26 protein-coding genes are annotated in these 25,496 nt (G+C 65.1%); 13 read left to right on the top strand and 13 right to left on the bottom strand.

Annotated elements, in window-relative coordinates; genetic code table 11:
• Positions 1–4: 4 nt before the first annotated feature.
• Genes pyk through pgi form a run of 5 tightly spaced genes read left to right on the top strand, consistent with a single transcriptional unit; the run spans position 5 to position 7,075 of the window.
• Positions 5–1,420, top strand: coding sequence for a pyruvate kinase (pyk, locus tag FHW64_RS29715; RefSeq protein WP_184532062.1), 1,416 nt, complete (start codon positions 5–7; stop codon positions 1,418–1,420).
• Between the two features lie 31 nt (positions 1,421–1,451).
• Positions 1,452–3,365 (top strand): phosphogluconate dehydratase, encoded by a 1,914-nt coding sequence (gene edd, locus FHW64_RS29710; RefSeq protein ID WP_184532120.1) that lies wholly within the window; start codon positions 1,452–1,454, stop codon positions 3,363–3,365.
• Positions 3,362–3,994: a bifunctional 4-hydroxy-2-oxoglutarate aldolase/2-dehydro-3-deoxy-phosphogluconate aldolase gene (gene eda, locus FHW64_RS29705; protein ID WP_184532060.1), complete on the top strand. Its 633-nt coding sequence runs from the start codon at positions 3,362–3,364 to the stop codon at positions 3,992–3,994. Before edd ends, eda begins: the two co-directional genes overlap by 4 nt.
• Positions 3,995–4,013: 19 nt before the next feature.
• On the top strand, positions 4,014–5,477 hold the full coding sequence (gene zwf / locus FHW64_RS29700) for a glucose-6-phosphate dehydrogenase (protein ID WP_184532058.1): 1,464 nt from the start codon (positions 4,014–4,016) through the stop codon (positions 5,475–5,477).
• A 2-nt stretch (positions 5,478–5,479) separates the two neighbouring features.
• The gene (pgi, locus tag FHW64_RS29695; RefSeq protein ID WP_184532056.1) at positions 5,480–7,075 is read left to right on the top strand and encodes a glucose-6-phosphate isomerase; all 1,596 of its coding nucleotides are present in this window, start codon (positions 5,480–5,482) and stop codon (positions 7,073–7,075) included.
• Between the two features lie 303 nt (positions 7,076–7,378).
• Here the strand turns inward: pgi and FHW64_RS29690 are convergent, their stop codons facing one another.
• Positions 7,379–8,494 (bottom strand): potassium channel family protein, encoded by a 1,116-nt coding sequence (locus tag FHW64_RS29690; RefSeq protein ID WP_184532054.1) that lies wholly within the window; start codon positions 8,492–8,494, stop codon positions 7,379–7,381.
• Between the two features lie 242 nt (positions 8,495–8,736).
• On the opposite strand from FHW64_RS29690, the gene FHW64_RS34565 reads away from it, so the two are divergent.
• Positions 8,737–8,859, top strand: a complete 123-nt coding sequence (locus FHW64_RS34565; protein ID WP_260306463.1) for a hypothetical protein — start codon at positions 8,737–8,739, stop codon at positions 8,857–8,859.
• A 93-nt stretch (positions 8,860–8,952) separates the two neighbouring features.
• Here the strand turns inward: FHW64_RS34565 and FHW64_RS29685 are convergent, their stop codons facing one another.
• The 6 genes from FHW64_RS29685 to FHW64_RS29655 form a co-directional block, all read right to left on the bottom strand.
• A complete protein-coding gene (locus FHW64_RS29685) occupies positions 8,953–9,888 on the bottom strand; it encodes an AEC family transporter (RefSeq protein WP_184532052.1) in 936 nt (311 codons plus the stop codon).
• Between the two features lie 224 nt (positions 9,889–10,112).
• On the bottom strand, positions 10,113–10,931 hold the full coding sequence (gene aroE, locus FHW64_RS29675; protein WP_184532050.1) for a shikimate dehydrogenase: 819 nt from the start codon (positions 10,929–10,931) through the stop codon (positions 10,113–10,115).
• A gap of 13 nt (positions 10,932–10,944) precedes the next feature.
• Complete coding sequence (locus FHW64_RS29670) at positions 10,945–12,168, bottom strand: CaiB/BaiF CoA-transferase family protein (protein ID WP_184532048.1); 1,224 nt, start codon at positions 12,166–12,168, stop codon at positions 10,945–10,947.
• Complete coding sequence (locus FHW64_RS29665) at positions 12,165–12,620, bottom strand: MaoC/PaaZ C-terminal domain-containing protein (RefSeq protein ID WP_184532046.1); 456 nt, start codon at positions 12,618–12,620, stop codon at positions 12,165–12,167. Before FHW64_RS29665 ends, FHW64_RS29670 begins: the two co-directional genes overlap by 4 nt.
• 20 nt (positions 12,621–12,640) lie before the next feature.
• Positions 12,641–13,027, bottom strand: a complete 387-nt coding sequence (locus FHW64_RS29660; protein ID WP_184532044.1) for a VOC family protein — start codon at positions 13,025–13,027, stop codon at positions 12,641–12,643.
• Positions 13,024–13,953: a ketopantoate reductase family protein gene (locus tag FHW64_RS29655; protein WP_184532042.1), complete on the bottom strand. Its 930-nt coding sequence runs from the start codon at positions 13,951–13,953 to the stop codon at positions 13,024–13,026. The genes FHW64_RS29660 and FHW64_RS29655 overlap by 4 nt, the downstream gene beginning before the upstream one ends.
• Before the next feature lie 90 nt (positions 13,954–14,043).
• Between FHW64_RS29655 and FHW64_RS29650 the strand changes: the two genes are divergently transcribed.
• Positions 14,044–14,994, top strand: a complete 951-nt coding sequence (locus tag FHW64_RS29650; RefSeq protein WP_184532040.1) for a LysR family transcriptional regulator — start codon at positions 14,044–14,046, stop codon at positions 14,992–14,994.
• An 18-nt stretch (positions 14,995–15,012) separates the two neighbouring features.
• Here the strand turns inward: FHW64_RS29650 and FHW64_RS29645 are convergent, their stop codons facing one another.
• Positions 15,013–15,888 carry a DMT family transporter gene (locus FHW64_RS29645; RefSeq protein ID WP_184532038.1) on the bottom strand — a complete coding sequence of 292 codons (876 nt, stop codon included), beginning with the start codon at positions 15,886–15,888 and terminating at the stop codon, positions 15,013–15,015.
• A gap of 161 nt (positions 15,889–16,049) precedes the next feature.
• The gene (locus tag FHW64_RS29640) at positions 16,050–16,448 is read right to left on the bottom strand and encodes a helix-turn-helix domain-containing protein (RefSeq protein WP_184532036.1); all 399 of its coding nucleotides are present in this window, start codon (positions 16,446–16,448) and stop codon (positions 16,050–16,052) included.
• Between the two features lie 256 nt (positions 16,449–16,704).
• On the opposite strand from FHW64_RS29640, the gene FHW64_RS29635 reads away from it, so the two are divergent.
• The 3 genes from FHW64_RS29635 to FHW64_RS29625 are packed head-to-tail and all read left to right on the top strand — an operon-like array spanning position 16,705 to position 18,978.
• Complete coding sequence (locus FHW64_RS29635; RefSeq protein ID WP_184532034.1) at positions 16,705–17,745, top strand: cyclopropane-fatty-acyl-phospholipid synthase family protein; 1,041 nt, start codon at positions 16,705–16,707, stop codon at positions 17,743–17,745.
• Positions 17,742–18,533: a DUF1295 domain-containing protein gene (locus FHW64_RS29630; RefSeq protein ID WP_184532032.1), complete on the top strand. Its 792-nt coding sequence runs from the start codon at positions 17,742–17,744 to the stop codon at positions 18,531–18,533. Before FHW64_RS29635 ends, FHW64_RS29630 begins: the two co-directional genes overlap by 4 nt.
• Positions 18,493–18,978, top strand: a complete 486-nt coding sequence (locus FHW64_RS29625; protein ID WP_260306462.1) for a DUF2177 family protein — start codon at positions 18,493–18,495, stop codon at positions 18,976–18,978. The genes FHW64_RS29630 and FHW64_RS29625 overlap by 41 nt, the downstream gene beginning before the upstream one ends.
• A gap of 18 nt (positions 18,979–18,996) precedes the next feature.
• Here FHW64_RS29625 and FHW64_RS29620 read toward each other — a convergent pair whose 3' ends face one another.
• A complete protein-coding gene (locus FHW64_RS29620; protein WP_184532028.1) occupies positions 18,997–19,650 on the bottom strand; it encodes a ChrR family anti-sigma-E factor in 654 nt (217 codons plus the stop codon).
• Positions 19,647–20,207 carry a sigma-70 family RNA polymerase sigma factor gene (locus tag FHW64_RS29615; protein ID WP_221210543.1) on the bottom strand — a complete coding sequence of 187 codons (561 nt, stop codon included), beginning with the start codon at positions 20,205–20,207 and terminating at the stop codon, positions 19,647–19,649. Before FHW64_RS29615 ends, FHW64_RS29620 begins: the two co-directional genes overlap by 4 nt.
• Before the next feature lie 172 nt (positions 20,208–20,379).
• Between FHW64_RS29615 and FHW64_RS29610 the strand changes: the two genes are divergently transcribed.
• The 3 genes from FHW64_RS29610 (at position 20,380) to FHW64_RS29600 (ending at position 23,803) form a co-directional block, all read left to right on the top strand.
• Complete coding sequence (locus tag FHW64_RS29610) at positions 20,380–21,747, top strand: NAD(P)/FAD-dependent oxidoreductase (RefSeq protein ID WP_184532024.1); 1,368 nt, start codon at positions 20,380–20,382, stop codon at positions 21,745–21,747.
• A complete protein-coding gene (locus tag FHW64_RS29605) occupies positions 21,744–22,538 on the top strand; it encodes a DUF1365 domain-containing protein (protein WP_184532022.1) in 795 nt (264 codons plus the stop codon). Before FHW64_RS29610 ends, FHW64_RS29605 begins: the two co-directional genes overlap by 4 nt.
• A 116-nt stretch (positions 22,539–22,654) precedes the next feature.
• Positions 22,655–23,803, top strand: a complete 1,149-nt coding sequence (locus tag FHW64_RS29600) for a cyclopropane-fatty-acyl-phospholipid synthase family protein (protein ID WP_260306461.1) — start codon at positions 22,655–22,657, stop codon at positions 23,801–23,803.
• 11 nt (positions 23,804–23,814) lie between these two features.
• Here FHW64_RS29600 and FHW64_RS29595 read toward each other — a convergent pair whose 3' ends face one another.
• Both FHW64_RS29595 and FHW64_RS29590 read right to left on the bottom strand, forming a co-directional pair.
• Complete coding sequence (locus FHW64_RS29595; RefSeq protein ID WP_184532018.1) at positions 23,815–24,996, bottom strand: DUF3095 family protein; 1,182 nt, start codon at positions 24,994–24,996, stop codon at positions 23,815–23,817.
• Positions 24,993–25,466, bottom strand: coding sequence for a PPC domain-containing DNA-binding protein (locus tag FHW64_RS29590; protein ID WP_221210542.1), 474 nt, complete (start codon positions 25,464–25,466; stop codon positions 24,993–24,995). The genes FHW64_RS29595 and FHW64_RS29590 overlap by 4 nt, the downstream gene beginning before the upstream one ends.
• Between the last annotated feature and the right edge of the window lie 30 nt (positions 25,467–25,496).

The following is a 25,496-nucleotide window of genomic DNA, read 5'->3' as shown; positions in this document are numbered from 1 at the left end:
GGCCATGCACCGCCAACGCCACGCCAAGATCGTCGCCACCCTCGGGCCGGCGAGTTCCGACGCCGAAACTATCCGCGCACTGTTCGAAGCCGGCGCGGACGTGTTCCGCTTCAACTTCAGCCATGGCAGTCATGAGCAGCACCGCGCGCGCTACGACATCGTGCGGCGCATCGAGCAGGAGAGCGGCAGGCCGATCGCCATCCTGCTCGACCTGCAAGGGCCCAAGCTGCGGGTCGGCAGCTTTGCAAATGGCCCGGTCACGCTGGTCGCCGGCAACGCATTTCGCCTCGACCTCGATAGCGCGCCGGGCAACTCGCGGCGCGCACCCTTGCTTCATCCGGAGATCTTCGCAGCGCTCAAGGCAGGGACCGACCTGCTGCTCGACGACGGCAAGATCCGTCTGCGTGTGGAGGCTTACGGTCCGGACTTCGCAGACACCACCGTCATCGCGGGCGGCATTCTGTCGGAGCGCAAGGGCGTCAACGTGCCGCAGGTGCTGCTGCCAATCTCGGCGTTGACTGCCAAGGACCGTGCCGACCTCGACTTCGGTCTGCAACTCGGCGTCGACTGGGCGGCACTGTCCTTCGTGCAGCGGCCCGAGGACATGCAGGAGCTGCGCGAGATCGTGCAGGGTCGCGCAGGCGTGCTCGCCAAGCTGGAGAAGCCCGCAGCCATCGAACGGCTCGACGCCATCGTCGCGCTGTCCGATGCGGTCATGGTCGCGCGCGGCGACCTCGGCGTGGAGATGCCCGCCGAGCAGGTGCCACGCATCCAGAAGCGCATCGTGCGTGCGTGCCGCGATGCCGGCAAGCCGGTGATCGTCGCCACGCAGATGCTCGAGTCGATGATCAGTGCGCCGGTGCCCACGCGCGCCGAAGCGTCGGATGTCGCAACGGCCGTCTACGACGGCGCGGACGCGGTGATGCTGTCGGCCGAGTCGGCGTCGGGCCAATATCCGCGAGAAGCGGTCGCGATGATGGACCGCATCATTGCAGAGGTGGAGCGCGATGCGCACTACCGCACGGTGATCGACGCGTCGCACAGCGCCCCCCAGCCGACAGTGGCCGATGCGATCTGCTCGTCGCTGCGGCAGACCGCGAGCCTGGTACCGGTCGCGGCCATGGTCACCTACACACGTTCCGGTTACACGAGCCTGCGCGCGGCGCGCGAGCGCCCCGTGGTGCCGGTCGTCAGCATCACGCCCGAACTATCGGTTGCGCGCCGGCTCGCGCTGGCCTGGGGTGTGCACTCCGTGCATGTCGAACACGACGTCAGCGACGTGCCCGGGATGGTCGAGACGGGCTGCGCCGTGGCCCGCAACGAAGGCTACGCCACACCCGGCGACATCGTCGTGATCGCAGCCGGCATGCCCTTCGGCAAAGCGGGGACGACCAACCTGCTGCATATCGCACGCGCCTGAGGGCGCATCACCTTCATTCGAGACAACCATGATGAACCTCCACCCAGTGCTTGCCGCGGTCACCGACCGCATCCGCACCCGCAGCGCGGCGTCGCGCTCCACCTATCTGTCGCGGCTCGAGCGTGCCCGGGCCAAGGGCCCGATCCGGCAGGCCCTCGGCTGCACGAACCTGGCCCACGCTTATGCCGCGGCGCCCGCTGGCGACAAGATCATGCTGCGCGAGATGCGCCGGCCCAACCTGGCCATCGTCTCGTCGTACAACGACATGCTCTCGGCGCACCAGCCCTTCGAGCGCTTCCCCGAGATCATCAAGCGGGCGGCGCGCGAGGCCGGTGCGACGGCGCAGTTCGCAGGCGGTGTGCCCGCGATGTGCGACGGCGTCACGCAGGGCGAGCCCGGCATGGAGTTGTCGCTCTTCAGCCGCGACGTGATCGCCATGGCCACGGCAGTGGCGCTGTCGCACAACATGTTCGATGCCGCGCTATGCCTCGGGATCTGCGACAAGATCGTCCCGGGCCTCCTGATCGGTGCGCTGCAGTTCAGCCACCTTCCGGCGATCTTCGTGCCCGGCGGCCCGATGCCCTCGGGCATCTCGAATGACGAGAAGGCGCGTGTGCGCCAGCGCTTCGCCAAGGGCGAGGTGGGCCGCGACGCGCTGCTCGAATCCGAGGAGAAGTCCTATCACGGCGCGGGCACCTGCACCTTCTACGGCACGGCCAACAGCAACCAGATGCTGATGGAGGTGATGGGGCTGCATCTGCCGGGCTCAGCCTTCGTCAATCCGAACACGCCGCTGCGCGACGCGCTGACCGCGGCGGCGGCGAGACGCGCCGCGGAGATCGGTGCCGAGGGCGCCGAGTACACGCCGATCGGTCACGTGGTCGATGAGCGTGCAATCGCGAATGCCATCGTCGGGCTGCTGGCGACGGGCGGCTCGACAAATCACACGATTCACCTCGTCGCGATCGCGCGTGCCGCGGGCATCGTCATCAACTGGGACGACTTCCGCGATCTCTCCGAGGTGGTGCCGCTGCTGGCGCGCGTCTATCCGAACGGCAAGGCCGACGTCAACCAGTTCCACGCAGCAGGCGGCATGGCCCATGTGATCGGCGAGTTGCTCGATGCGGGGCTGCTGCACGGCGACACGCTCACGGTCGCCGGGGCCGGTGGCCTCGCGCGCTATCGCCAGCAGCCGTACCTCGACGACAGCGGCCGGCTGGCGTGGCGCGATGCGCCACGCGCGAGCACGGAGTCCGGCATCCTCGCGACGGTCTCCGCACCCTTCAGCGCCGATGGCGGATTGAAGCTGCTCACGGGCAACCTCGGCCGTGCCGTCATCAAGACCTCGGCCGTGAAGCCGGAACACCGCATCGTGCAAGCGCCTGCGATCGTGTTCGACACGCAGGAAGCGGTGATCGCCGCCTTCGACCGCGGCGAGCTGCAGCGCGACTTCGTTGCCGTGGTGCGCTTCCAGGGTCCGCGCGCCAACGGCATGCCCGAACTTCACAAGCTCACGCCCATCCTGGGCGTGCTGCAGGACCAGGGCTTCCGCGTGGCGCTGGTCACCGACGGCCGCATGTCGGGCGCCTCTGGCAAGGTGCCGGCGGCGATCCACCTCACGCCCGAGTGCCTTGCCGGAGGACCGCTGGCGCGGGTGCGCGACGGCGACCTCATCGTGCTGGACGGCGAGCGCGGGGTGCTCGAGGTTCGCGTCGTCGACGCCGAGTGGCGAGCCCGCAGGCCCGGCAGCGTCGATCTCGGCGAGTCGCACCACGGCATGGGCCGCGAGCTGTTCGCGGCCTTCCGCACCAACGCACTGGGCGCAGAGGAGGGCGCGATCACCTTCCATGCAGCCGAGCCCGGCGCATCGGCCACCCCGGCGCAGGGGGAACACGCCGCGCCCGTCCACGACCATTTCGCATTCGCACAAGGAGCCACGGCATGAACGTCCTGACCGTCATGCGCACCGGACCGGTGATCCCGGTCATCGTCATCGACCAGATCGAAGACGCGGTGCCGCTGGCGCGCGCGCTGGTGGCAGGCGGCATCCGGGTGCTCGAAGTGACCCTGCGGACACCGGTGGCGCTGAAGGCCATCGAAGCCATCGCGAATGAGGTCGAGGGCGCGATTCCCGGCGTCGGCACCATCACGCAACGGAAAGACTTCGACGCGGCGCTCAAGGCCGGCGCCCTGTTCGGCGTGAGCCCCGGGTTGACGCCGGAGCTGATCGCTGCGGCCAAGGACAGTGCACTGCCCTTGCTGCCCGGCGTGATGACGCCTTCGGACGTCGTCGCGGCGCGCGCTGCGGGCTTCACGGAGCTCAAGCTCTTTCCGGCGCAGCAGGCCGGAGGCGTCGGCATGCTGAAGGCGCTGGGCGGTCCATTTCCGGAACTGCACTTCTGCCCGACGGGCGGCATCAGCGCCGCCACCGCGCCGGACTTCCTCTGCCTGCCCAACGTGGCCTGCGTCGGAGGTTCGTGGCTGACCCCGGCCAACGCGGTCGCCGCACGGGACTGGGGCCGCATCACGGCGCTCGCGCAAGAGACCGCCGGGCTGAAGCGGCCCACCCACTGAAGAAACACCAGGAATCCACATGCCCAAGGTCAACTCATTCGATCTGCTCCTGTTCGGCGGCACCGGCGACCTCGCCATGCGCAAGCTGCTTCCCGCCCTGTATTTCCGCCATCGCGATGGCGACCTGCCGCCGCATGGCCGCATCCTGGGCCTGGCGCGCGAATCCCTGAGCCGCGCCGAATTCATCGCGAAGGTGGAAGCGAACTTCGACAGGTTCGTGCCCGCCGCCGACATCGACAAGGCGACGTTCGAGACATTCGCCGAGCGACTGGACTACGCCAAGGTGGAGGCGAACACGCCGCAGGACTTCGGTGCGCTGGCCGATACGCTGAAGAACTCGCCGGCGGAAGTGCGTGTCTTCTTCCTGTCCACCGCGCCGGACTTCTTCGCACCGATCTGCAAGAACCTGGCGGCTGCGGGACTGGTCGATGCGAACTCGCGCGTCGTGCTGGAGAAGCCGCTTGGCCGGGACGTGGCCTCCGCGCAGAAGATCAACGAGGACGTCGGCAGCGTCTTCAGCGAGCCGCAGATCTTTCGCATCGACCACTACCTCGGCAAGGAGCCCGTCCAGAACCTGCTCGCGCTGCGCTTTGCCAACGCGCTGTTGGAGCCGCTGTGGAACCGCACCTGGGTGCGCAACGTGCAGATCACCATCGCAGAGCAGGTCGGCGTCGAGACCCGGGGCGATTTCTACGACCGCACGGGTGCGCTGCGCGACATGGTGCAGAACCATCTCCTGCAGTTGCTGTGCATCGTCGCGATGGAGCCGCCGACTTCCATCGACCCGGATGCGGTGCGCGATGAAAAGCTGAAGGTCCTGCGCGCGCTTGCGCCCATCACGCGAGCCAACGTGGGCTCATGCACCGTGCGCGGCCAGTACCGCGCGGGAACGGTCAACGGTGCCGCCGTGCCGGGCTATCTCGAAGAAGCCGGCATCCCGGCCGACACCTCGACGGAAACCTACGTGGCCATCCGCGCCGAGCTCGAGAGCTGGCGCTGGTCCGGCGTTCCGTTCTACCTGCGCACGGGTAAGCGGATGGCCGATCGCGTGGCCGAGATCGTCGTCAACTTCCGCAGCGTGCCGCATTCGATCTTTCCGTCGGCGGGCAAGGAGACGCTCGGCAACCAGCTCGTGATCCAGCTCCAGCCGGAAGAGGGGCTCAAGCTCTTCATGATGGCCAAGGTGCCTGGCGACACGATGAACCTCAGGCCTGTCGGCCTGAACCTGGACTTCGCCGAGCAGTTCAAGCAGCGGCCGATGGAGGCCTACGAACGACTGCTGCTTGACGCCATCCGCGGCAACCTGACGCTCTTCATGCGCAGGGATGAACTGGATGCCGCGTGGCGATGGTGCGAGCCGATCCTGGACGGCTGGCAATCTTCCGGTGAAATGCCCCGGCCCTACGGCGCCGGTTCATGGGGGCCTGCTGCCTCCAGTGCGCTCGTCGGGCGCGATGGTGCGGCCTGGCGCGAGGAGTCCTGATCATGAACATACCCCGCTGCGATCAAACCCAGTCCTGGCGCGCCCTTGCCGAGCACTACGAGTCGCAAGGCCGCACCTTCGATCTGCGCGATGCCTTTGCCCGACACCCTGGGCGCTTCCAGGCGCTCTCGTTCGAGGCGCCGGGCATCTTCGCCGACCTGTCGAAGAATCTCGTCGATGCCCAGACGCTGCGCCTGCTGCTGGAGTTGGCACGCGAATGCGAGCTTGAACAGCGACGCGACGCGATGCTGTCCGGCGCCGCGATCAACACCACCGAGGATCGCGCCGTGCTGCACACCGCGTTGCGCGCGCCACGCGGCGAGGGACCGTTCAGCGACGACGTGCATGGCGTGCTCGACGCGATGCTCGCCTATGTCGAATCGGTGCGGGACACCAGCGCCAGCGGCATCCGCCACATCGTGAACATCGGCATCGGTGGCAGCGACCTCGGGCCTCAGATGGTGGTGCCGGCGCTGGAGGCCTTCGTGCACCCGGAGCTGCGCTTCCACTTCGTCTCCAACGTCGACGGACACGACATCACCTCGGTGCTGCGCCACCTGCATCCGGCCGACACGCTGTTCGTCATCGCGAGCAAGACCTTCACGACGCAGGAGACCATGGCCAACGCCCACGCGGCCAGGGCCTGGTTCGTGGCCAATGGCGGCACCGACACGGCGAAGCACTTCGTCGCGACGACCACCAATGTCGCGGCGGCGGCCGAGTTCGGCATCGAGACCACCTTCGGCTTCTGGGACTGGGTCGGCGGGCGCTACTCGCTGTGGTCGGCCATCGGCCTGCCGATCGCACTGGCCATCGGCGCGGACAACTTCCGTGCGCTGCTGGCCGGCGCACACGAGATGGACATGCACTTCGCGACCGCACCTCTCGCGAAGAACCTGCCGGTGCTCCTGGGACTGATCGACGTCTGGTACCGCAACTTCCACGGCTTCACGACCCGCAGCGTCGCGCCGTATCACCAGGGTCTGAAGCGGCTGCCGGCATACCTGCAGCAACTGGAGATGGAATCGAACGGCAAGTGTGTCGACCTCGACGGCAACGCCTTGCCCTTCGCGACCAGCCCGGTGGTGTGGGGCGAGCCGGGCACCAACGGACAGCACGCCTACTTCCAGATGCTGCACCAGGGCACCGACGTGATCCCGGTCGAATTCGTGCTGGTCAGGCACCCGACGCACGACCTGGCCGACCAGCACACCAAGCTGCTGGCCAACGGACTGGCGCAGGCGCAGGCGCTGATGCTCGGCAAGCGGACCGATCAGGCCATGTCGGAGCGCGCGCCGACAGCCGCAAGATTACTGGCGCCGGAAGTCGTCGCGAAGCATCGGACCTTTCTCGGCAACCGGCCCAGCACGACGCTGCTGCTCGAAAGGCTGACGCCTCGCAGCCTCGGCGCGCTCGTCGCGATGTACGAGCACCGTGTCTTCACGAGCGGCGCACTTTGGGGCATCAACAGCTTCGACCAGTGGGGCGTCGAGCTCGGCAAGGCACTCTGCAACGACCTGCTGCCCCGTATTGCGAGCAGCAATACGGAAGGGCTGGATGCCTCGACTGCGGGGATGATGAGGCGGCTCTTCAGCTGAGGTTGTCGGCCGGACTCGGCTGTCGCTGTCGCGGCCAGATCGAAGCACCAGGTCTTCCGCAAGCGCACGAACTCGCAGCGCAATGCGCGCACCGCGAGGTCGCGCAGCTTCTGGCCCAGCATCCATGGCCGCGCCTGGTCTACGTGGAGCGATCATTTGCCGAGGAGACAGCTCGTGGCGTTCGTGGGCTGCGGGCCTGGGTTACCAACGCCTGCTCGACATGGTCCGAGGCCGGGCGTGACGGCGGCCGCGGATCGAGACTGCAAGTCGACCGCGACCTTTCGCAACTTCTCGATCACGGCGTCAGTCCTGGCGCCCCTGCGTCAGCTGCCGGACGATGACATCGCGGCCGAACCGCTCCGTCGGGGCTTCGGGGTCGATCCAGTCCGGCAGGTCCAGAAGCAGGTACGTGGCGAGCCCCTCGAGCCGTGGTTCGTAGGTTCGTCGCAGTTGCCAGATGGCGCTCGATGCGATGGCGTCGTCATGCCAGCCCGGCAGGATGCGCCGGATCGTGGGCGTAAGCAGTTGCAGCGAAGCCAAGTCGAGCCGGCGCGCCGACACCTCCCGCACCGGCGCCACGCGCAGAGACTCGCTGGCCTCGTCAAGAACGCGCCGCAAGGCGGTGAACGTGGCAGTGGCCTGCTGGCGCCGCGCATCGTCGGCCCCGGCGATCAGCAGCGTGCAGACATCCATCACCACGGCCAGCGATCCCAGCCACGAATGGCCCTCGTGCTGCGATCGGTAGAACGCCAGCATTGGATAGACGGCATTGCTCTCGATCAGGTCGCTGGCCCAGATCTCCCAGTCTCTCAGCCAGCGCTCCAGTTCTTCGGAGCCTCCATGGACGTGCCAGACGAGCAGGGCGGCAGCGGTCGGCGGTGAGCCGGCCCGCGCCGAAAACTCGATGAGCTGGAGGTCGCGGCGGGTGAAGTGCTGATAGAGCACCGGCAGGTAGCCGATGGTCAGCGCGATGAAGGCGAAGCCGGTTCCGGCTTCGAGGATCACCAGCAGTCGCGCGACCCAATGGCTCGGCACGTTGTCGCCGTAGCCGAGCGTGAAGAAAGCGTCGCCGCTGATGATGATGTCGCCGACCAGCGCATCGATGCCGGTGGCGCGGCCGGCCACCAGCCCGTGCAGTGCCCATTGCATCAACCCGAATCCGATGATCAGGGATGCGGCCCACAGGCCGAACAGCATGACCATCGAGAGCGGCCCATAGACCCCGAGGAAATCCTCGCGCCGACGGCCGACAGGCCAGAGGCGGGCGCACCGAGCCCAGATGTCCCAGGTGAATTTGAAGAAGTAGCGGTTCAGGCGCACCTGCCGACGCACGGGGCGGGGCAGAAGAACGACCTCGAAGGCGTCGAGCAGAGTCACTAGCACCATGATGGCGCCGAGCAGGAAAGCGGTCAGGGACATTGGCGGATCATCATGCCCGATCGGGCCGGGTATTTCATGGGCATGAGGAGCGGCCGCGCATGGGCGCAGCGCGCAAGGGGCACGATCGATCGCCAGCGGCGCGTCGTAGCTTCAAAGGTTTGATCTAGCGCAAGTGGGGCTGCTCAGGGGCGACTTACATTGGCCAGTCCACGACTTCCCCACGGAGCGCACCATGAAGACTCTTCCTTCCGTCGGCACAGCACGACGAATGGTGCGCTGAAATGAAGACGCTCATGTTCATTGCTGCGACCATCCTCGCGACCCTGGTCCTGGTGGCCGCCGGATTGGGGGAGGCGGATCAGGGGCCGCGGGTCGGATGGCTCGGGGTATCCCAGCAGCAATGAGTCCCCCATGGCGCATCCGATCCCACTTGCGAGTTGACTGCAGCGGGAGGTTGGCTGCGGCGCGCCACTGTCATTCAAGGGCGTCGCCCAGTTCTACGCGAGCGCCAACCAGATGTTTATCGTTACGAAGGACGCAACTGTCGTTCCAAGAAGGGCTGCTGCGCAAAGCGGCTCGAGGCCATATTTCTGGGCGAGCACCGGATAGATTCCCAACATCGGCACGTACGCGTAGACAATGGCCGCCCGCCGCAAATATGGATCAGCAACGGGTAGCGCACTTAGAGCGATCAGCACGGCCAGTGGGTGGCAAACCAGTTTGCCGAATGCGATCATGGAGATGTCCCGCCACAACCCCTTTGGCCTCAGTCCCACAAGCGCTCCGCCGATCACCATTAGCGCCAAGGGGCTGGCGCTCCCAGCAACAATTTGCACGGTCTTGTCTATCAAGGGAGGCAACGACCATTGCATTGCTGAAAGAAAGATCCCTGCCGTGATTGCGATGATCAGCGGATTTCGAATCAGGGACTGCGCGGCGGCATTGAGACGACTGCTCGAATTGGGCCGCTGACTGCCAGCATCGGCAGCTGCGAGTGCCATGGGGATGATGAGGAGATTCTCGACAAGCATCACCAATGCAAGACCAATGCTCGCCGCAGGCCCCAGCAGTTGCAAGGCAACCGGATAGCCGACGAACGAACTGTTCGAGCCCGCCATTCCAAGACAGTACAACGCGGCCTTTGAAGTGCCTTCATTCTTCCACCAGCGCAGCCAGATCCAACCGACGCAAAAGACGGCCAGCGAGCCCAACGCGTAGACCAGAAGAAAGCGCCAGTTGAGAACTTCGCTGAACGGTCGTGTTGCGAGCGCGCGGAGCAGCAGCGCAGGAAGTGCCAAGACACGTACGTACCGACCCAGGCCTCGCATGAGCGAGGCATCGAACAGCTCGAAGCGTACTGACAGGAATCCAACGAGGATGAGAGCAAAGATTGGTCCGGTTGCCGCCAGCACGCTGCCTGTCGTATCAGTCATGCTTCACTGCGCAAGGCGGTGCGTGATCGCGAGGCCGATTCCTCGAGCCCCACCGGTGACCACGGCCACTTGTCCATCCAATTTCTTGCTCATTCCTGTTTCCTGATGTGAATCTGTTCAAGAACCGTTGTGAGCCGGACAGACGACCGGCTCGCCACTATGTGCAGCTCGACGATGGGGCCGTGTGATGCCGTGAAGCATGAGCACTCTCATGGCTACCTCCTTTAGACCAACGGAATCGTCATGCGCTCGATGAGGGCGCGCGTATCGGGACGCACCCCGCGCCACCAAGCGAAAGCCTCGGCCGCCTGTTCGACCAGCATCCCGACACCGTCGGCCAGTTGCGGCACTCCTGCGTTCTTCGCGAGGCGCAAGAATGGCGTCAACCCCTTCCCGTAGGCGAGCTCATAGGCAAGCTTTGCGCGAATGAAAACTTCGGCGGGCACAGCAGGCAGTTCCGCCTTGAGGCTCGCGGATGTCGCGTTGACCACGATGTCGAACTGCTGGCCGACGAGTTCGTTGAATTCGAGCGACGTGAGCGCGGGGTGGTCGAACTGCTTGACCAGGTCTTGGGCCTTCTCTGGCTTACGGTTCGCCAGCACGAGCGCGGATGGTTCTTGCGACAGGAACGGCTTGAGCGCGCCACGAACTGCACCGCCGGCACCGAGAAGCAGCACACGGGCTCCTTTCATCGACACGCCGAGATTGCGTGTGATGTCGTTGACAAGGCCGACGCCGTCAAAGTTGTCCGCGTAGATGCGGTCGCCTTCGAACTTGAGCGCATTCGTCGCACCGGCGAGCTCTGCACGCTCCAGGCGGTCCGTTGCGAGTTCAAAGGCCTGAAGCTTGAAGGGCGCCGTGACGTTCATTCCACGTCCACCAGCGTCGCGGAATGCGAGCACAGCACCGGCGAAGCCATCGAGGGGGCCTTCAATTGCCGTGTACTCGATGTCCTGCCCGGTTGTCTGGGCGAACGTTCCATGAATCATGGGCGACTTGGTGTGCCCGATGGGATTGCCGATGACGGCGTATTGGTCGGTCATGATGTCTGTTCCTTCACTTGCTGTAGAGCACGCCGTCGGCTTGCATGCCGGCAATCTGGTCGTCGCTGAAGCCCAGACCGCTCGCGATTTCTGCGTTGTGCTGTCCCAATTCGGGCGCGACCTCAGTCTGCGTGACGTCGTAGGTCGAGAACCGGAACGGGAGGTTCGGTAGCCGAATAGGTCCGAGCACTGGGTGTTGCTGCTCCAGAACCATGCCTCGCGCCAGGATCTGGGGGTCCTGCAACACCTCGTCGATGCGTTGGACCTTGGCGCAAGGAACATCCACCTCGTCCAACATCTTCAGGACTTCGGCCACCGGGCGGCTCTCCACCCAGGGGCGGACGACGCTGAGAATCTCCAGCCGATTCACATTGCGACCGGCGGCGGTATGGAAACGCGTGTCCTCACCGAACCCTGCCGGACCGCCGGTGCGCTCGACGAGTGGTGCGAAGCGCTTCCAGGCGTCATCGACCTGTGCGGCAATCACGAGGTCGACATCCTTGGCGCGGAATACGCCGTACAGGGTGGAATTGGGCATGTCGTGTCCTGTTTGCACAGGCACCTCCTTGCCGCCCGACAGCGTGTAGCACTGCACGGCGTACTCGTGCATCGACACCAGCGTGTCGTACAGCGCCATGTCGATGTGCTGACCCTTGCCCGACTTCACCCGCCCCAGGAGTGCTGCGTTGATGGCCGCTACCGCGTGGATACCGGTGTACATGTCACCGAGCGAGATGCGAAGCAGCGGCGGAGCCTCGCCGGGATTGCCGACCATCTGCATGATCCCGCTCTTGGCTTCGGCAATGAGGCCAAAGCCGGCACGATGGGAGTCGGGGCCTGTGTGGCCATAGGCCGAGATGGAGCAGTAGACGAGGCCCGGATTGCGCGCGGCGAGGTCTTCGTAGCCCAGGCCAAGCTTCTTCAGTGCGCCTGGTCGGTAGTTTTCGATGAAGACGTCGGCGCTGTCGACGAGCTTCCGCATCAGTTCGTTGCCGCGGGGGTCCTTGGTGTTGACGCACAGGCCCTTCTTGCCCATGTTCTGCTGCAGGAAGTAGCCGCTGTGGTCACCAACGAACCACGCGTGCTGGCGTCCGGCGTCACCGGTGCCAGGTCGTTCGACCTTGATGACCTCGGCGCCCAGCGCCGCCAGGCAGCGGCCCACGTACGGGCCTGCAAGGAAATGGCTGTAGTCGACAACGCGAATGCCCGCCAGCGGGAGAACCTTCTCCGCGCTCATGCCGGCCTCCGGGGCACCATCACGCGATGCTCGCCCTTCTGGACGACTTCGTCGCGTTGATTGATGAGTTCGGACGGCAGGACCAGAATGCCCCAGCCAGGGCGGCTCCTGGACTCCCGCTTGCTCGCCACGTGGAACTTCACGCGAACGGTGTCGCCGAGCTTGATGGGGCCCACGAAGCTCCACTCCCAGCCGAGCGACATACCGGGCATGAAGCGCATGTCGCTCTTGCTCTTGAGGCCATCAGCGATGGACAGACCGAAGAGACCGTGCGCGACCCGTGTGCCAAAGGGCGTGGTCTTTGCATACTCCTCGTCGGTATGCACGGGGGTGTGGTCTCCCGTCAGGTCGGCATAGGCCATGACCCGGGCCTCGGTCACGTCGTAGGGAGGGCTGACGCATTCCTCGCCGACGACAGCGTCGTCCCAGTATCTGTCTTGGTTGGTGAGCATGATGTTGAAGTAGTCCAGGGTTAGGCGCGCGGGTTGACTGCAAGTGCTTGAGCGACTGCGCCATCGCTTGCTTGAATGAATTCGACAGCGAGACCGTCAGGCAGGCGAAGCCAGTTGCGCCCCTGCTGCATCTCCGTGACGCCGAAGGCCTTTGCTGCGGCCAGAGCGGCCTCGAGGTCTTCGCACATCACGCCGAGATGGCCCAGTCGACCCTCTGGCCCTTCATAGTCGGGCTTGGCCATGAACTGCATGCCACCAAGCGTCCAGTACTGAATCGGCTCTTCCACCGTTCCCTGAACCTCTCGCATCGTCATGCCGCAGACATCCTGAAAGAACTTGATGTGCCAGTGGATGTCCCTGACCCAGATTGCTACGTGCTCGACGTATGCCTTCGGTACGTTGCTCATTTCGGCTCCAGTCGACGTTCGATGCCCTTGACCGCGGCAACCAGGGTCTGGTTGACAGGCGTCGGGACGTTGTATTTCTGGCCCCCACGGACCACTGAGCCGTTGATGAAGTCGACCTCGGTGACGGAACCCTTCTCGATGCTTTGGAGCATCGAGGTCTTGAACTCATAGGGGAGACCTTCAGCTGCCATCCGCCAGGCATCTCGCGGCTCCTTGATGGACAAGGTGACGCCGCTTGCTCGTGCGACAGCCATCGCTTCGGCGACAGCTGCGATCGCCGTAGCTTCGATTTCCGGAACCGCATAGAGCGCTCCGTAGACCTGCCCTGTGATAGCGCTCAAGGCGCCGGTCGACACGTTGATGAGGAGCTTGTCCCACATCACGCCCATGATGTTTTCGCTCACCTCACAGGGAAGCCCGGCGCGCTCGAACTCGGCAGCGATGGCCTTTGCGCGCTCGCTGATGGTTCCGTCGAGCTCGCCAATCACGGTGCGCTTGTCGCGCGTCCCGGCGATGATTCGACCTGGTGAAAGCTTCACGCCACCGACATAGGTCTTGCCCGCCAGTACGCGGTCGCGGCCGACGACCTCAGCCAGAATTTCTTCGTGGCCCATGCCGTTCTGAAGGGACATGACGGCCGTGTCGGGACCAACGATATGACGCGCCGCCTCAATGGCAGAGCGCGTGTGGAACGACTTGACCAGTACGACTATCAAGTCCGGCGGAGCCAGGTCGTCGGCGTTCAAGGCTGCCCGAACTCGAACCACCTGCTCTTCTTCGCCGTCCTTCATCCAAAGGCCGTCGCGATTGATGGCATCCACATGGGGTGGATTTCGGTCGATAAGGGTGACGTCGGAGCCCGCTTTTGCGAGCGTCCCGCCGATGGCGCAACCGAGGGCGCCAGCGCCCAGAAAGCAAATCCTCATTCGTGTCTCCGTCGATGCAGGTCAAATTCTGGTTTTGCCCATCTATCTCGTCCATGAGATGAACGAAATGCCATACATTTCGTTTTTGATATGGCCAAACCACGCGACGAAGACCTCAATTTCGACGGAAGTGCGGAGCTTCTGAGCAGCCGGTCGTTGCTACTGTTTGAGCTGCTTTACACCACTGGCAGCGTGACGCGTACCGCTGAGCTTCTGGGGCACAACCAGCCGACGGTGAGCAACTTGCTGTCGCGGCTTCGAAAGCAGTTGGGAGACGAACTCTTCGTCCGCACCTCGGACGGAATGAGGCCGACCCCGAGGTCCGAGGAACTCATCGTGCCGGTTCGTGACGCTCTGGCGTCCCTCAGACGAATCACCACGCCCACAGAGGCGTTCGACCCGAGCGTTGCGACGCGTGGATTCCGCATCTGCATGACCGATGCGAGTCACATCACGTTGCTGCCTCAAATGCTGGCGCACGTCCGAGCGGTCGCGCCCGGTGTGAGATTGGAGGCGGCGCGAATCGATGAGGAAACGGGGAAGGCCCTGGAGTCAGGTGAGGCCGACCTGGCAATCGGCCTGGTTCCCTGGCTGGAATCCGGCTTCTATCAACAGGTGCTTTTCCCTCAGGATTGGGTCTGTCTGGTCAACCTGCGTCACCCAAAGATTTCCGGCAAGTCGCTGAGCTTGCGGCAATTCAAGGCTGAGGCGCATGTCGGAATCGTCGGGGGGACAGGTGTCCAACTGCTGGAGGCGGCATTGCGAAGACACCATGTGGAGCGTCGCATCTTGCTTGAGCTGCCCGGCTTTCTTGGATTGGCCGCAATCTTGTCGACCACAGACCTCATCGCGACTGTTCCTCGACACATTGGAGAGACGCTGGCTCGAAACAATGGGCTCAGGGTGTTCGACTGCCCGGTGCCCGTTCCTCCCTTCACCGTCAAGCAGCACTGGCACGCCCGCTTCCACCAAGACCCGGCGAATCGCTGGCTTCGAGGTCTGTGTGAAGAATTGTTTGCGAAGAAGGTGGTCAGGACATGAGGGGCGGGCCTCGCCGATTCATCGGGAGGCGGCCGGCAGTTCGTGTCGCACGAGGTAGATGCCGCTCCCGATGATGATCGCCGCGCCGGCGAGCGTCCACGCATCCGGCGCGGTGCGCCAGAACGTCCAGTCGATCAGCATGGCCCAGGCCAGCGCGCTGTATTCGAACGGCGCCACAGCCGCTGCCTGGCCATGGCGAAAGGCCTCCGAGATGGCCAGTTGACCGAGAAACCCGGAGACGGCCAGACCCGCCAGCAAGAGCCCGTGCTCGGCGCGCACCGGAATCCACTGGGGCAGCGCCAGTGCGCCGCCGAACACGGCCATGCACATGGTGGTCCACAGCACGAGGCTGGAACTGGGTTCGGTGCGCCCGATGAGGCGACCCAGCACGCTGAAGATCGCGTACCCGACCGCCGCCGCCAGCACCGCCAGCGCACCGATCGAAAGGAAAGCCGCCTGATTGGGTCGCAGCGCCACCACGATACCCGCGAAGCCGACGGCGATGGCTGTCCAGTGCCGGGCCTTCACCCTTTCCCCAAGCAGCGGTATGGCCAGGATCGTGATCAGGAGCGGCGCGACGAAGCTCAGCGTGTAGGCCTCCGCCAGTCCCAGGCTGCGAAGTCCGGTGGTGAACATCGTCAGCATGACGACACCGATGACACCGCGCAGAAGATGCAGCCCCCAGCGCACATGCCGGCCGGCAACGGCTCCGAGTTCACGCCGCCAGAGGATGTAGAGAGACACCAGTGGCAGCGAAGTGAACCCGCGCAACGCGGTAACCTGCAGCGGCGGGTAGTGGCTGGCGAGCGCTTTCACCGATGCGTCCATGCAGGCGAACATGGCGCAGGCGGCGAGCATTGCGGAGATGCTGCGCAGGTTGCCGGGGTGGGTCATCAGGTATCGGCCCGGAGGCGGTAGGTCCATCGGTACGGGCGACACGTACAACTTGACGCCCTGCTCGACCTAGGTTGACGAGAGCGGGCGAGGAAGCCCACGTTGATGTTCGTGCAAGGGAGAACATCTCGCCTGCGTTAGTGACTCTTGTGCGCGGACCGCTATTCTCGGGGCGCTCCCGATCTCGGCTGCCAGCCGCTGAACTTCGCGTCGGCGGGGTTGCCGCCGAAGGTGGCGGTAAGTTCGCGCGCGTAGAAGGAAGCTCCTTCTCCCAGTTCCTCAACGAGTTTGCGCAGTGCCGGCACTACCAGCTCGCTTGCGTTGAAGTGCTTCTGGTACAGCGAGCCGAGGTGTAGCACCTTTGAGCCCAGGCGATAGCATCCGTCCGCGTCGCGAAGGACGTACCCGAACTTTTCAAGCGACTTGATCAAGCGCAGCAGCGTGCTCTTGTAGAAGCCGGTGCGTTTGGACAAGTCGGCGAGCGTGGTCTTCTCTTCTGTCAGGGCGTCGAGAATCGTCAAGGCGCGATCGACCGCCGCCACGCCGGTTTCATCATTCATGCGTTCCTCCAAGGTTGACATCGCGTTCTATCTGCATCGCAAAAAGCACTATTTATTCCAGTGGGCGTCTATTGTCTTCCGCGTTTGGGAATTCATATGGTCATGCGCGACGCCATCGGCAACTTGAGGACTTGGCGACGCAGCCACAGCGCGAAGTCCCAATCGACCCCATCACGCGGTCGCGCGACACATGACAAATCGCGCAGCCAGCCGGAACAGGGGCGATCCAAAGAGTCACGCCTTGCGTATAGGCAGCATGGCAAGCCTTTCATCCGCGTTGATCAACTGGGCCGAGCAAGGCTGGGTGTCCGATCAAGTGGCTCGCGCCGGCATCCGCAGGCTGATCCGTTCGCGGCTCGCTGAGGTGCAAAGGGGTGCGACGGATGAGGCGGATCGAACCCAGCACTTCGTCGAGCGCATGCGAACCGCCGCACTCGCGCTATTGCCGGAAAGGGCCAACGAGCAGCATTACGAACTGCCGCCGGAGTTCTTCGCCACCGTCCTCGGTCCTCACCGCAAATACAGCAGCGCCTACTGGCCGCAGGGGACTACAACGTTGTCGAACGCAGAGCAAGCCGCGCTCGCGCAGACCTGCGAACGCGCGCAGCTGGCCGATGGTCAGAACGTGCTTGAACTCGGCTGCGGATGGGGATCACTGACGCTCTGGATGGCCGCGGCGTATCCACGAAGCACAGTCACGGCGCTGTCCAACTCCTGTTCCCAGCGCCGCTTCCTCGAAGCCGAGGCAGGCCGTCGGGGGCTCGACAACGTTCGCGTCATCACCTGCGACATCAATGAGTTCGACACCGCGGAGCGCTTCGATCGCGTGGTCTCGGTCGAGATGTTCGAGCACCTGCGCAACTGGCCTCGCGCCTTCGCGCAGGTCGCGCGCTGGTTGGATCCAGGTGGAAAGTTCTTCCTGCATGTGTTCGCGCACAGGTCGGTGCCGTACGCATTTGTCGAGCGTGACGCCAGCGACTGGATGAGCCAGCATTTCTTCTCCGGCGGGATGATGCCGAGCGACGATCTCGCGCTGCACTGCCAGGACGACCTGCGGCTCGTGCAGCGCTGGCGGTGGGACGGAACGCACTACCAGCGCACCGCCGAGGAATGGCTGAGCAGAATGGATGCCAACCGCGCCGAGCTGCAACCGCTGTTCTGCGCCATCTACGGAAGTGCCGCCGCTGTGTGGTGGATGCGTTGGCGACTCTTCTTCATGGCGGTAGCGGAGCTGTTCGGCTTCGATCGTGGCCAGCAGTGGTGGGTGAGCCACTATCTTTTCGAGAAGCGCGAATGAAGCTGCAGATCGCTCTCATAGCACTTGCGTTCTGCCTCGCCCTGGGCGTGCTCACATGGCTTTGCAGCCTGGTCCGCAAGGATGCCAGCCTCGCTGATCGCGCCTGGCCGGTTGCGGTCGGGGGTGCGGGCTTGATTCCGGTGTTCCTGCTACCGGGTGCGCCCACCCAACGGGCCATCGTCATGGCGCTGCTCGGCACCGCATGGGCCCTGCGATTGGGCGTCTATGTCACAGCGCGCAACTGGGGCCACGGTGAAGATCGCCGCTATCGCGACATGCGATTGCGCAATGAACCGGGCTTCGGCTGGAAGAGCCTCTATCTCGTGTTCGGACTCCAGGCCGTGCTCGCGTGGATCGTGGCGGCCCCCTTCCTCGCTGGCGCCGTGGGCGAGCACCCTTGGGGATGGCCCGACACCGTGGGCGCAGCACTCGCCGCCTTCGGCATTGCGTTCGAAGCGATCGGCGACGCGCAGCTCGCGCGCTTCAAGGCCGATCCCGAGCATCGCCGCCGAGTGATGGACCGCGGACTGTGGCGTTACACGCGGCACCCAAACTACTTCGGCGAATGCTGCGTCTGGTGGGGCCTGTGGCTGATGGCGGTGCACGGCGCTGGGTGGAGTGGGGCGTGGAGCATCGTGTCGCCTGTCGTGATGAGCCTGCTGCTGCTCAAGGTCTCGGGCGTCTCCCTGCTCGAAAAGGACATCGCGCAGCGCCGACCCGCGTACCGGGACTACATCGCGCGCACCAATGCCTTCCTGCCGTGGCCGCCGCGACGGACGGCTGGATGAACTGGAGATCGATGGCATGTCCGTCCGGCAGTTCTTCGTCGCCTATCTCGCCGCCGCCATGACCATGCTGGCGCTGGACGCGGTGTGGCTGACCGGCATGGCCAACCTGCTCTACCGCCCGCAAATCGGTCATCTGATGTCGGAGCGCTTCGCGCTCGCACCGGCGCTCGCTTTCTACGCCATCTACATCGCGGGCGTGGTGGTGTTCGCGGTGAGCCCGGCCGCGGTTCGGCGACGTGTGCGGCTGGCCTTCTGGCGGGGCGCCTTCCTGGGGCTGCTCGCGTACGCCACTTACGACCTCACCAACCAGGCGACCCTGAAGCAGTGGCCCTGGTTGCTGACCCTTGTCGATCTGGCGTGGGGCACTTTCCTTACTGCCGTGGCTTCCGCCGCCGGGTGCCGCGCAGCGATGGCTGCGGCGGCCGCGCCTCGTGGCGATGGGTGAGCCGCGCGCGCCCGGCCCCTACATGCCCATCAGCGTCCCGAGCGTTCGCGCGATCACGCCCTGGAACATCAGGCCGCCTTCGATGCTGGCCAGGCAGATGCATTCGCCGCTGACCTGCACTTCCGGCTGATGCAGTACCGTGCCGTCGGTTTCGTCGAAATCTCCGACGGCGAACAAGTCGCGCCCGTCGTGGAAGCGGCCATGCAGGACCTGCGTGAGTTCGCAGCCACCATGCGTGTGCATCGCGAGTTTCTTGCCCGCGCCCATGCGAAGCAGGAAGACCTTGGCCATCGGATCGGACGGCACTGACACGCGGCTCCATCGCATGCCGGGGCCGATCCAGCGCCAAGGCGTGGCGCTGCAAACGCTCAGCGCGTCCGGCCAACGCATGCCTTCGGGCGCGCTGGGAAGCCCGCCGCCGCGCTCTGCCGGTGCGGACTTCAGCGCAGGCGCTTCGATGGCGGCCATCGTCCTGGCCAGTGCGTCGGGAGCCAGCGCTTGCGGCTCCAGCGCATCGAGCAAAGCCCCGCCGGCGGCTTCGAGAACCAGCAGCCGATCGCGGCAATGCGCGCACGCCTCCAGATGACTCGTCACCAGCAGTGCGGCGCCTCCGGAAAGGCTGCCCGCGGCGAGGCCCAGCAGAAGGTTGTCGGCGGGATGGTGATGGATCATGGCTCGAGACCGTCGAGCAATCGACGCAGATGATGGACCGCCAGCCTCACGCGCGACTTGACGGTGCCCAGAGGGATGCCAAGCTCGCTCGCGATGCGCGCGTGCGGCCGTTCTTCGAAAAAGGAAAGGCGCAGGATCAGCGCCTGCTCCTCCGGCAAGCGCGCCAGCGCCATGCGCACGCGCGACTCGCGTTCGTGCGCGAGGACCTGCTCGTCGAGCGCGGGGGATGTGTCGGGATGCGCTTCGGAGTCGTCATGCAGGTCGACGACCACCGGATGATCGTGTCGCCGGAAGTAGTCCACCCGCACGTTGCGGGCAATCGTGAAGATCCAGGTGGACAGGCCGGCGCGATCAGGGTCGAAGCTCGTGGCCTTGCGCCACACGTTGACCATGGTTTCCTGCGCCAGCTCTTCAGCCAGCGCGTCGCTGGTGCCGCAGCGGATCAGGTAGGACTTGATCCTCGGTGCGAAATGCTTGAACAGCGCGGCGAAGGCCTGCCGGTCGGCATCCCTTGCCACGGCCAACGCCAGGCTGTTGAGTTCTTCGCTCGTCGGCATGTCCCCCCGCCGTGGATGCTTTGGCACGATCGACAGCCAGGGCGAGCGCTGGGCTGCCGGAATCGGTGGCTGGTGAACCCTGTCCATGCGGCTCTTACGTGCCGCGCGGGCGATTAGATCACAGGGTTCACAGCAAGGGATCCAAACGCTGAGCGGCTGCGTACAAGCCAACATGCCCCTAGCTGCCGACACTGACAAGCGCCACCGGACCCGGGCAACGCCGCCGCTCGATGTGGCCGTGATCGGAAGTGGCATTTCCGGCTTGTCGGCAGCCTGGCTGCTGTCGCAACGCCATCGGGTCACCGTGTTCGAGGCCGACCGCCGCGCCGGGGGGCACAGCAATACGGTCGACGTACCGGGGGCGAACGGTGCGCCGGTGCCGGTCGACACCGGCTTCATCGTCTACAACGAGGCGGCCTATCCGAACCTGACCGCCCTGTTCGCGCACCTGGGCGTGGAGACCGACGCTTCGGACATGTCCTTCGGCGTTAGCCTCGACCGTGGCGCGCTGGAGTATTCGGGCACCGATCTGCGCGGGCTCTTCGCGCAGCGCCGCAACCTGGTCAACCTGCGCTTCTGGTCGATGTTGCGCGACCTGGTGCGCTTCTATCGGCAAGCGCCGGCCGACGCCGGCGGCGTGGGGCTGATGCCGCTCGATCTGTACCTGGACTTGCGAGGCTACGGGCGTGCGTTCCGCGAGGACCATCTCTATCCGATGGCCGCCGCCATCTGGTCGACCCCGGCTGCCCGCATCGGCCAGTACCCGACCGAATCCTTCATTCGCTTCTGCGAGAACCATCAACTCCTCAGTTTCGGCAACAGGCCTTCATGGCGCACGGTGCGCGGCGGAAGCCGGCGCTACGTCGAGAAGCTGATGCAAGCTGTCGGAAGCCGGCTTCGCCTCGCGAGCGCGGCGCTGGAGGTGCGCCCCGCGCAAGATGGCGTCTGGGTCCACACCGAAGGGCGCGGCCAGGCCGAGCGCTTCGATGAGGTGGTGATCGCGACACACGCCGACCAGGCCCTGCGCCTGTTGCTCGACGCGAGTCCCCTTGAGGCGAGATTGCTCGGCGCATTCCGGTACAGCCGCAACCACGCCGTACTGCACACCGACCCGACGCTCATGCCTCGCCGCGCCCGCGTATGGTCCAGCTGGAACTACACCGCCGATCGAGGGGACGCGAAGGGGCCTTGCGTCACCTACTGGATGAACAGGCTTCAGCGTCTGCCGGGCGTGTCACCGCTGTTCCTCTCGCTCAACCCTTTTCGCGAGCCGGACCCGCGCAGTGTGATCCGCAGCGAGCTGTACGAACACCCGCTCTTCGATGCCGCCGCGATTCGCGCACAGCGCGAACTCTGGTCGCTGCAGGGCCGCCGGCGTCTCTGGTTCTGCGGCGCGTACTTCGGCGCCGGCTTTCATGAAGACGGATTGCAGGCCGGGCTCGCTGTCGCCGAAGCACTGGGAGGCGTGCGCCGGCCATGGGACGTGGCAGCCGAGTCGGGACGCATCCACCTGCGAGCGCCACTGGCGACGGCCTCATGAGCACTCGCTCGGCCTTCTATGCCGGCAGCGTCGCGCACTGGCGCGTGCGTCCCGCATCGCACCGCTTGCGCTACCGCGTCTTCTGGCTGCTGGTGGATCTCGACGAGCTGCCGAGTCTTGCGCAACGTCTGCGCCTGCTTTCCGTGGACCGCTTCAACATCTTCAGCCTGCATTCGCGCGACCACGGTGCCGGCGACGGGCGCACATTGCGCGACCACATCGAGCGCCAGCTGCGTGCCGCGCAGCTTCCCACTGGCGGCACGATCCAGTTGCTGTGCATGCCCCGTGTTCTCGGGTATGTGTTCAATCCCCTGAGCGTGTATCTCTGTCGTGGTCCGCAAGGAGAACTGCAGGCCGTCGTCTATGAAGTCAACAACACCTTCGGTGAGCGGCACAGCTATCTCATCGAGGTCCCGCTTGCAGCCCGTTACGAGAAGCGCATCACGCAGCATTGCGCCAAGCAACTTCATGTGTCGCCCTTTCTCGACCTCGACATGCGCTATCGCTTCGACATCGAGCCGCCCGGCCCCGACAGGGAAGGGTTGAAGCTCGCGATCACGGCAAGCGATGCCCAGGGGCCCATGCTCGTCGCACACATGGAGGCCCAACGCCGGCCACTGACCGACCGGGTCCTGGCGTTCGCGTTCTTCACCTATCCGCTGCTCACGCTCAAGGTCGTGGCGGCGATCCACTGGGAGGCGCTCCTGCTGTGGCTCAAGGGCATCCGCCTGCGGCCACATCCCGGCGATGCCGTTGCCGAGGTCTCCATCACCAGGAACAAGGACTCGTGATGACGTCATCCGAGCCATCGAAGGCAACTCCCGCGACGCCCGCAACGCTCGAGCCTCGGTCTGGTGGCCTCGTCGGTTCGGCAATGCAACCGCTGCGGCGGCTTGTGGAACGCTTGATGAAGCGGATGCACGCAGGTGCAATGACGGTCGAGCTGCCAGACGGGAGCCGCATCGAGGGCCGCGGCATGCTCGCAGGCCCGCATGTCACTGTGGTGTTGCATCGGTGGCGCCCGTTGCTGCGACTGGTGCTGCAAGGCGACATCGGTTTCGCGAGGTCCTATCGCGACGCAGACTGGTCGACCCCGGACCTCACGGCCCTGCTGCTGCTGGCCCTGCGCAATGAGTCGCACTGGATGGCTGCGATCAGGGGATCGAAGGCGATGCGTGGCATCGATCGCCTGCGGCATCTCATGCGCCGCAATACGCGTCGGGGAAGCCGCGAGAACATTTCCTTCCACTACGACCTGGGCAACGAGTTCTATGCGCAGTGGCTCGATCCCGAGCTGATCTATTCCAGCGCGCTGTGGCGCTCCGGCGCCGAATCGCTCGAGGAGGCCCAGGCGAACAAGCTTGCGCGCATCGTCGAACTGCTGGATCTCCCAGCGGACGCCTCCGTGCTGGAGATCGGATGCGGCTGGGGCGCGCTGGCAGTCGCACTCGCACGGGATCGCCGAGCGCACGTGACCGGGCTGACGCTTTCAACCGAACAACTCGCGCACGCCCGACTGCGTGCCACCAAAGAGGGCGTGCAGTCACTGTTGGACTTGCGGTTGCAGGACTATCGCGATGTGCGCGGGACCTACGACCGCATTGTTTCCGTCGAAATGCTGGAGGCGGTCGGCGAGCACTTCTGGCCCGGCTATTTCGACACGCTGCGCCGGCGATTAAAGCCGGCTGGCCTCGCGGTGCTGCAGGTCATCACTATCGACGACACGCAGTTCGCGCACTACCGCGAGAGCGCCGACTTCATCCAGCGGCTGATCTTCCCAGGGGGCATGCTCCCATCATGGGGCGCTCTGCAAGCGCAGGCCCTGCGTGCGGGCTTTGCAATCGAGCGGGTGGAGTCGTTCGGAGAGAGCTACGCGACGACGCTCGTGCATTGGCGGCAGCGTTTCATCCATGCCTGGCCAGCGATCGAAGCAATGGGGTTCGATGCGCGATTTCGCAGGCTCTGGGAGTACTACCTCTGCTATTGCGAAGCCGGCTTTCGCGCTGGTCGCGTCGATGTGGGGCTCTTCACCTTGCGACATCGCGATCCAGGGTAGCGCGCGCCAGATCAGACCTTTGCGCGTCCCTTCAAGCCCTTTGAAGCGCTCGTGTAACCACCCCCACCGCCATCCACGAAATGCACGTGAAGACTGTCGGAGGGCGACAACACCAGGCACGTCATCAGCGCGGTATCCGAGCAGTGCATCCCGTAACGCAGGCCACCCGCCTGCGCCCTTTCGGACAGATAGCGTTGAACGTCACCGACGCAGGCATTCGGGCAGTCGATCACCAGACAGAGCGTCTCGTCGTGCTTGCAGAAATCGGTGTTCGTGACGATCTCGCGGCGATAGCGTTCCGGGTCAAAGTTTCCGATCGGCTTGCCGCGAGCCAGCACAAGGCGGGCCAGGAGCGTCTCCGCCAGCACGCGCGCGGTCCATGCAATCAGGGAGCCGCCGCGGCGGCGCGCCCGTGCCTCCAACATGAAACCTTTAGGCGGCCAGCGCGCCCGCAAGGTGGCCAGGCTGACAGGGTTCGCCTGCGTCTCCGGACCGGCAATCCGCATGATCTCGGCGTGTATCGCGCCAAGATCATCCGACCCGCAAACGATCAACGTCAGGATCGTTCCGCGGCTCGAATGCAGCGTGTCCCAGCGACACGACAAGCCTTCGAGGTTGACTGGCTGCCCGTCGTCCAGCGCTTCCGGGATGACGCAAAGCTGGGTCAGTTCGCTGTTCCCGCGTCCCTTCACGGCAGCGTCGAGCAGTCCGACGCCGCCACCCAGGAACACGCCGAAGCTGTTTCCGGGCGTCGGCTCGAACCTGCCAACCCGAACGTCGCACCCAAAGCGTCGCAAGATCTCCACCGATACCAGGCCCACGCGCAAACTGAGGCCGAAGTCTCGCGCAGCCTGCCGCCGAACGCGTGCAAGCTCGACACGGGCCTCCTCGATCTTTGTCGGAGGAACGAGCACGACCGCGCCATCCCCGCCGAAAAGAAACGGAATTCGGAGAGGCGCGCAAAGGTTGCGTAGACCCGCGATGCCCATGGCGGCCACGAAGTTCACCGACTTGTGAAGCCCCTTTTCGACGGCGACGGTGGAATCGACGACATCGGTCACCACGAGCGCCCAGTCATCAGGCGCAGGCCGGTATTGGTGCGGGTCGAAGGTATTCCTCGCACTCTCGAGCAGGGGCAACTCCGCAAAGAAGTTTGCGGAGACGTTCGCTTGATCCGCAACGTTGGCGTTCATGTGGATGCCTCGAAGCCACTGCCGAGTGCGGCCCCGCACAGGTCCAGCACATTTGCGCCAGTAGATGCATCGGTGCGGCGCTCAAGACGGTGCCGATGCACCGTGATCGCGAGTTCCATTGAACCCGTGCCGACTTCCAGCGCCAGCAAATGCCCGCCGTGCGCGGCGAAGCTGCTGTCGCAAGCCACCGCATGCAGATGGGGCAGGGGCTCGCCGTCCTTCCAGGCGAGGCTTCCGACGAGGCTGCCGATCTCGACGTTGTCGAAGCGGCGCGGGTTGAACCTGCGCTGCTGCGCATCCCAGAAGCCGAAGGTTGCATGGCCGAAGCCGAGGCCGACGAGGCTCGCGCTCGGGATGTTCATGCTCCGCGTCAGGTCGACCAGGTTCGCGAAGACGTCGTCCCCCTGGCGAAGCACCATGAGGTAGCCGCTGTCGGTGGCCATGAAGCGGGTGGCGTCGGGTGCGGTCATTGGATCGTCTCCTGGGTGCGGAAAGGCTGA

The sequence above is a fragment of the Variovorax sp. Sphag1AA genome (genome assembly GCF_014192575.1).
In the GTDB taxonomy this organism is placed as follows: Bacteria; Pseudomonadota; Gammaproteobacteria; order Burkholderiales; family Burkholderiaceae_C; genus Variovorax.
The sequence above is the reverse complement of the archived record's forward strand: the minus strand, read 5'-3'. Positions and strand labels throughout refer to the sequence as shown.

Coding starts and splice junctions, on each gene's coding strand:
- pyk (WP_184532062.1), top strand. CDS start 5: ATGCACCGCCAACGCCACGCCAAGATCGTCGCCACCCTCGGGCCGGCG.
- edd (WP_184532120.1), top strand. CDS start 1,452: ATGAACCTCCACCCAGTGCTTGCCGCGGTCACCGACCGCATCCGCACC.
- eda (WP_184532060.1), top strand. CDS start 3,362: ATGAACGTCCTGACCGTCATGCGCACCGGACCGGTGATCCCGGTCATC.
- zwf (WP_184532058.1), top strand. CDS start 4,014: ATGCCCAAGGTCAACTCATTCGATCTGCTCCTGTTCGGCGGCACCGGC.
- pgi (WP_184532056.1), top strand. CDS start 5,480: ATGAACATACCCCGCTGCGATCAAACCCAGTCCTGGCGCGCCCTTGCC.
- FHW64_RS29690 (WP_184532054.1), bottom strand. CDS start 8,494: ATGTCCCTGACCGCTTTCCTGCTCGGCGCCATCATGGTGCTAGTGACT.
- FHW64_RS34565 (WP_260306463.1), top strand. CDS start 8,737: ATGAAGACGCTCATGTTCATTGCTGCGACCATCCTCGCGACCCTGGTC.
- FHW64_RS29685 (WP_184532052.1), bottom strand. CDS start 9,888: ATGACTGATACGACAGGCAGCGTGCTGGCGGCAACCGGACCAATCTTT.
- aroE (WP_184532050.1), bottom strand. CDS start 10,931: ATGACCGACCAATACGCCGTCATCGGCAATCCCATCGGGCACACCAAG.
- FHW64_RS29670 (WP_184532048.1), bottom strand. CDS start 12,168: ATGAGCGCGGAGAAGGTTCTCCCGCTGGCGGGCATTCGCGTTGTCGAC.
- FHW64_RS29665 (WP_184532046.1), bottom strand. CDS start 12,620: ATGCTCACCAACCAAGACAGATACTGGGACGACGCTGTCGTCGGCGAG.
- FHW64_RS29660 (WP_184532044.1), bottom strand. CDS start 13,027: ATGAGCAACGTACCGAAGGCATACGTCGAGCACGTAGCAATCTGGGTC.
- FHW64_RS29655 (WP_184532042.1), bottom strand. CDS start 13,953: ATGAGGATTTGCTTTCTGGGCGCTGGCGCCCTCGGTTGCGCCATCGGC.
- FHW64_RS29650 (WP_184532040.1), top strand. CDS start 14,044: ATGGCCAAACCACGCGACGAAGACCTCAATTTCGACGGAAGTGCGGAG.
- FHW64_RS29645 (WP_184532038.1), bottom strand. CDS start 15,888: ATGACCCACCCCGGCAACCTGCGCAGCATCTCCGCAATGCTCGCCGCC.
- FHW64_RS29640 (WP_184532036.1), bottom strand. CDS start 16,448: ATGAATGATGAAACCGGCGTGGCGGCGGTCGATCGCGCCTTGACGATT.
- FHW64_RS29635 (WP_184532034.1), top strand. CDS start 16,705: ATGGCAAGCCTTTCATCCGCGTTGATCAACTGGGCCGAGCAAGGCTGG.
- FHW64_RS29630 (WP_184532032.1), top strand. CDS start 17,742: ATGAAGCTGCAGATCGCTCTCATAGCACTTGCGTTCTGCCTCGCCCTG.
- FHW64_RS29625 (WP_260306462.1), top strand. CDS start 18,493: ATGCCTTCCTGCCGTGGCCGCCGCGACGGACGGCTGGATGAACTGGAG.
- FHW64_RS29620 (WP_184532028.1), bottom strand. CDS start 19,650: ATGATCCATCACCATCCCGCCGACAACCTTCTGCTGGGCCTCGCCGCG.
- FHW64_RS29615 (WP_221210543.1), bottom strand. CDS start 20,207: ATGCCGACGAGCGAAGAACTCAACAGCCTGGCGTTGGCCGTGGCAAGG.
- FHW64_RS29610 (WP_184532024.1), top strand. CDS start 20,380: ATGCCCCTAGCTGCCGACACTGACAAGCGCCACCGGACCCGGGCAACG.
- FHW64_RS29605 (WP_184532022.1), top strand. CDS start 21,744: ATGAGCACTCGCTCGGCCTTCTATGCCGGCAGCGTCGCGCACTGGCGC.
- FHW64_RS29600 (WP_260306461.1), top strand. CDS start 22,655: ATGAAGCGGATGCACGCAGGTGCAATGACGGTCGAGCTGCCAGACGGG.
- FHW64_RS29595 (WP_184532018.1), bottom strand. CDS start 24,996: ATGAACGCCAACGTTGCGGATCAAGCGAACGTCTCCGCAAACTTCTTT.
- FHW64_RS29590 (WP_221210542.1), bottom strand. CDS start 25,466: ATGACCGCACCCGACGCCACCCGCTTCATGGCCACCGACAGCGGCTAC.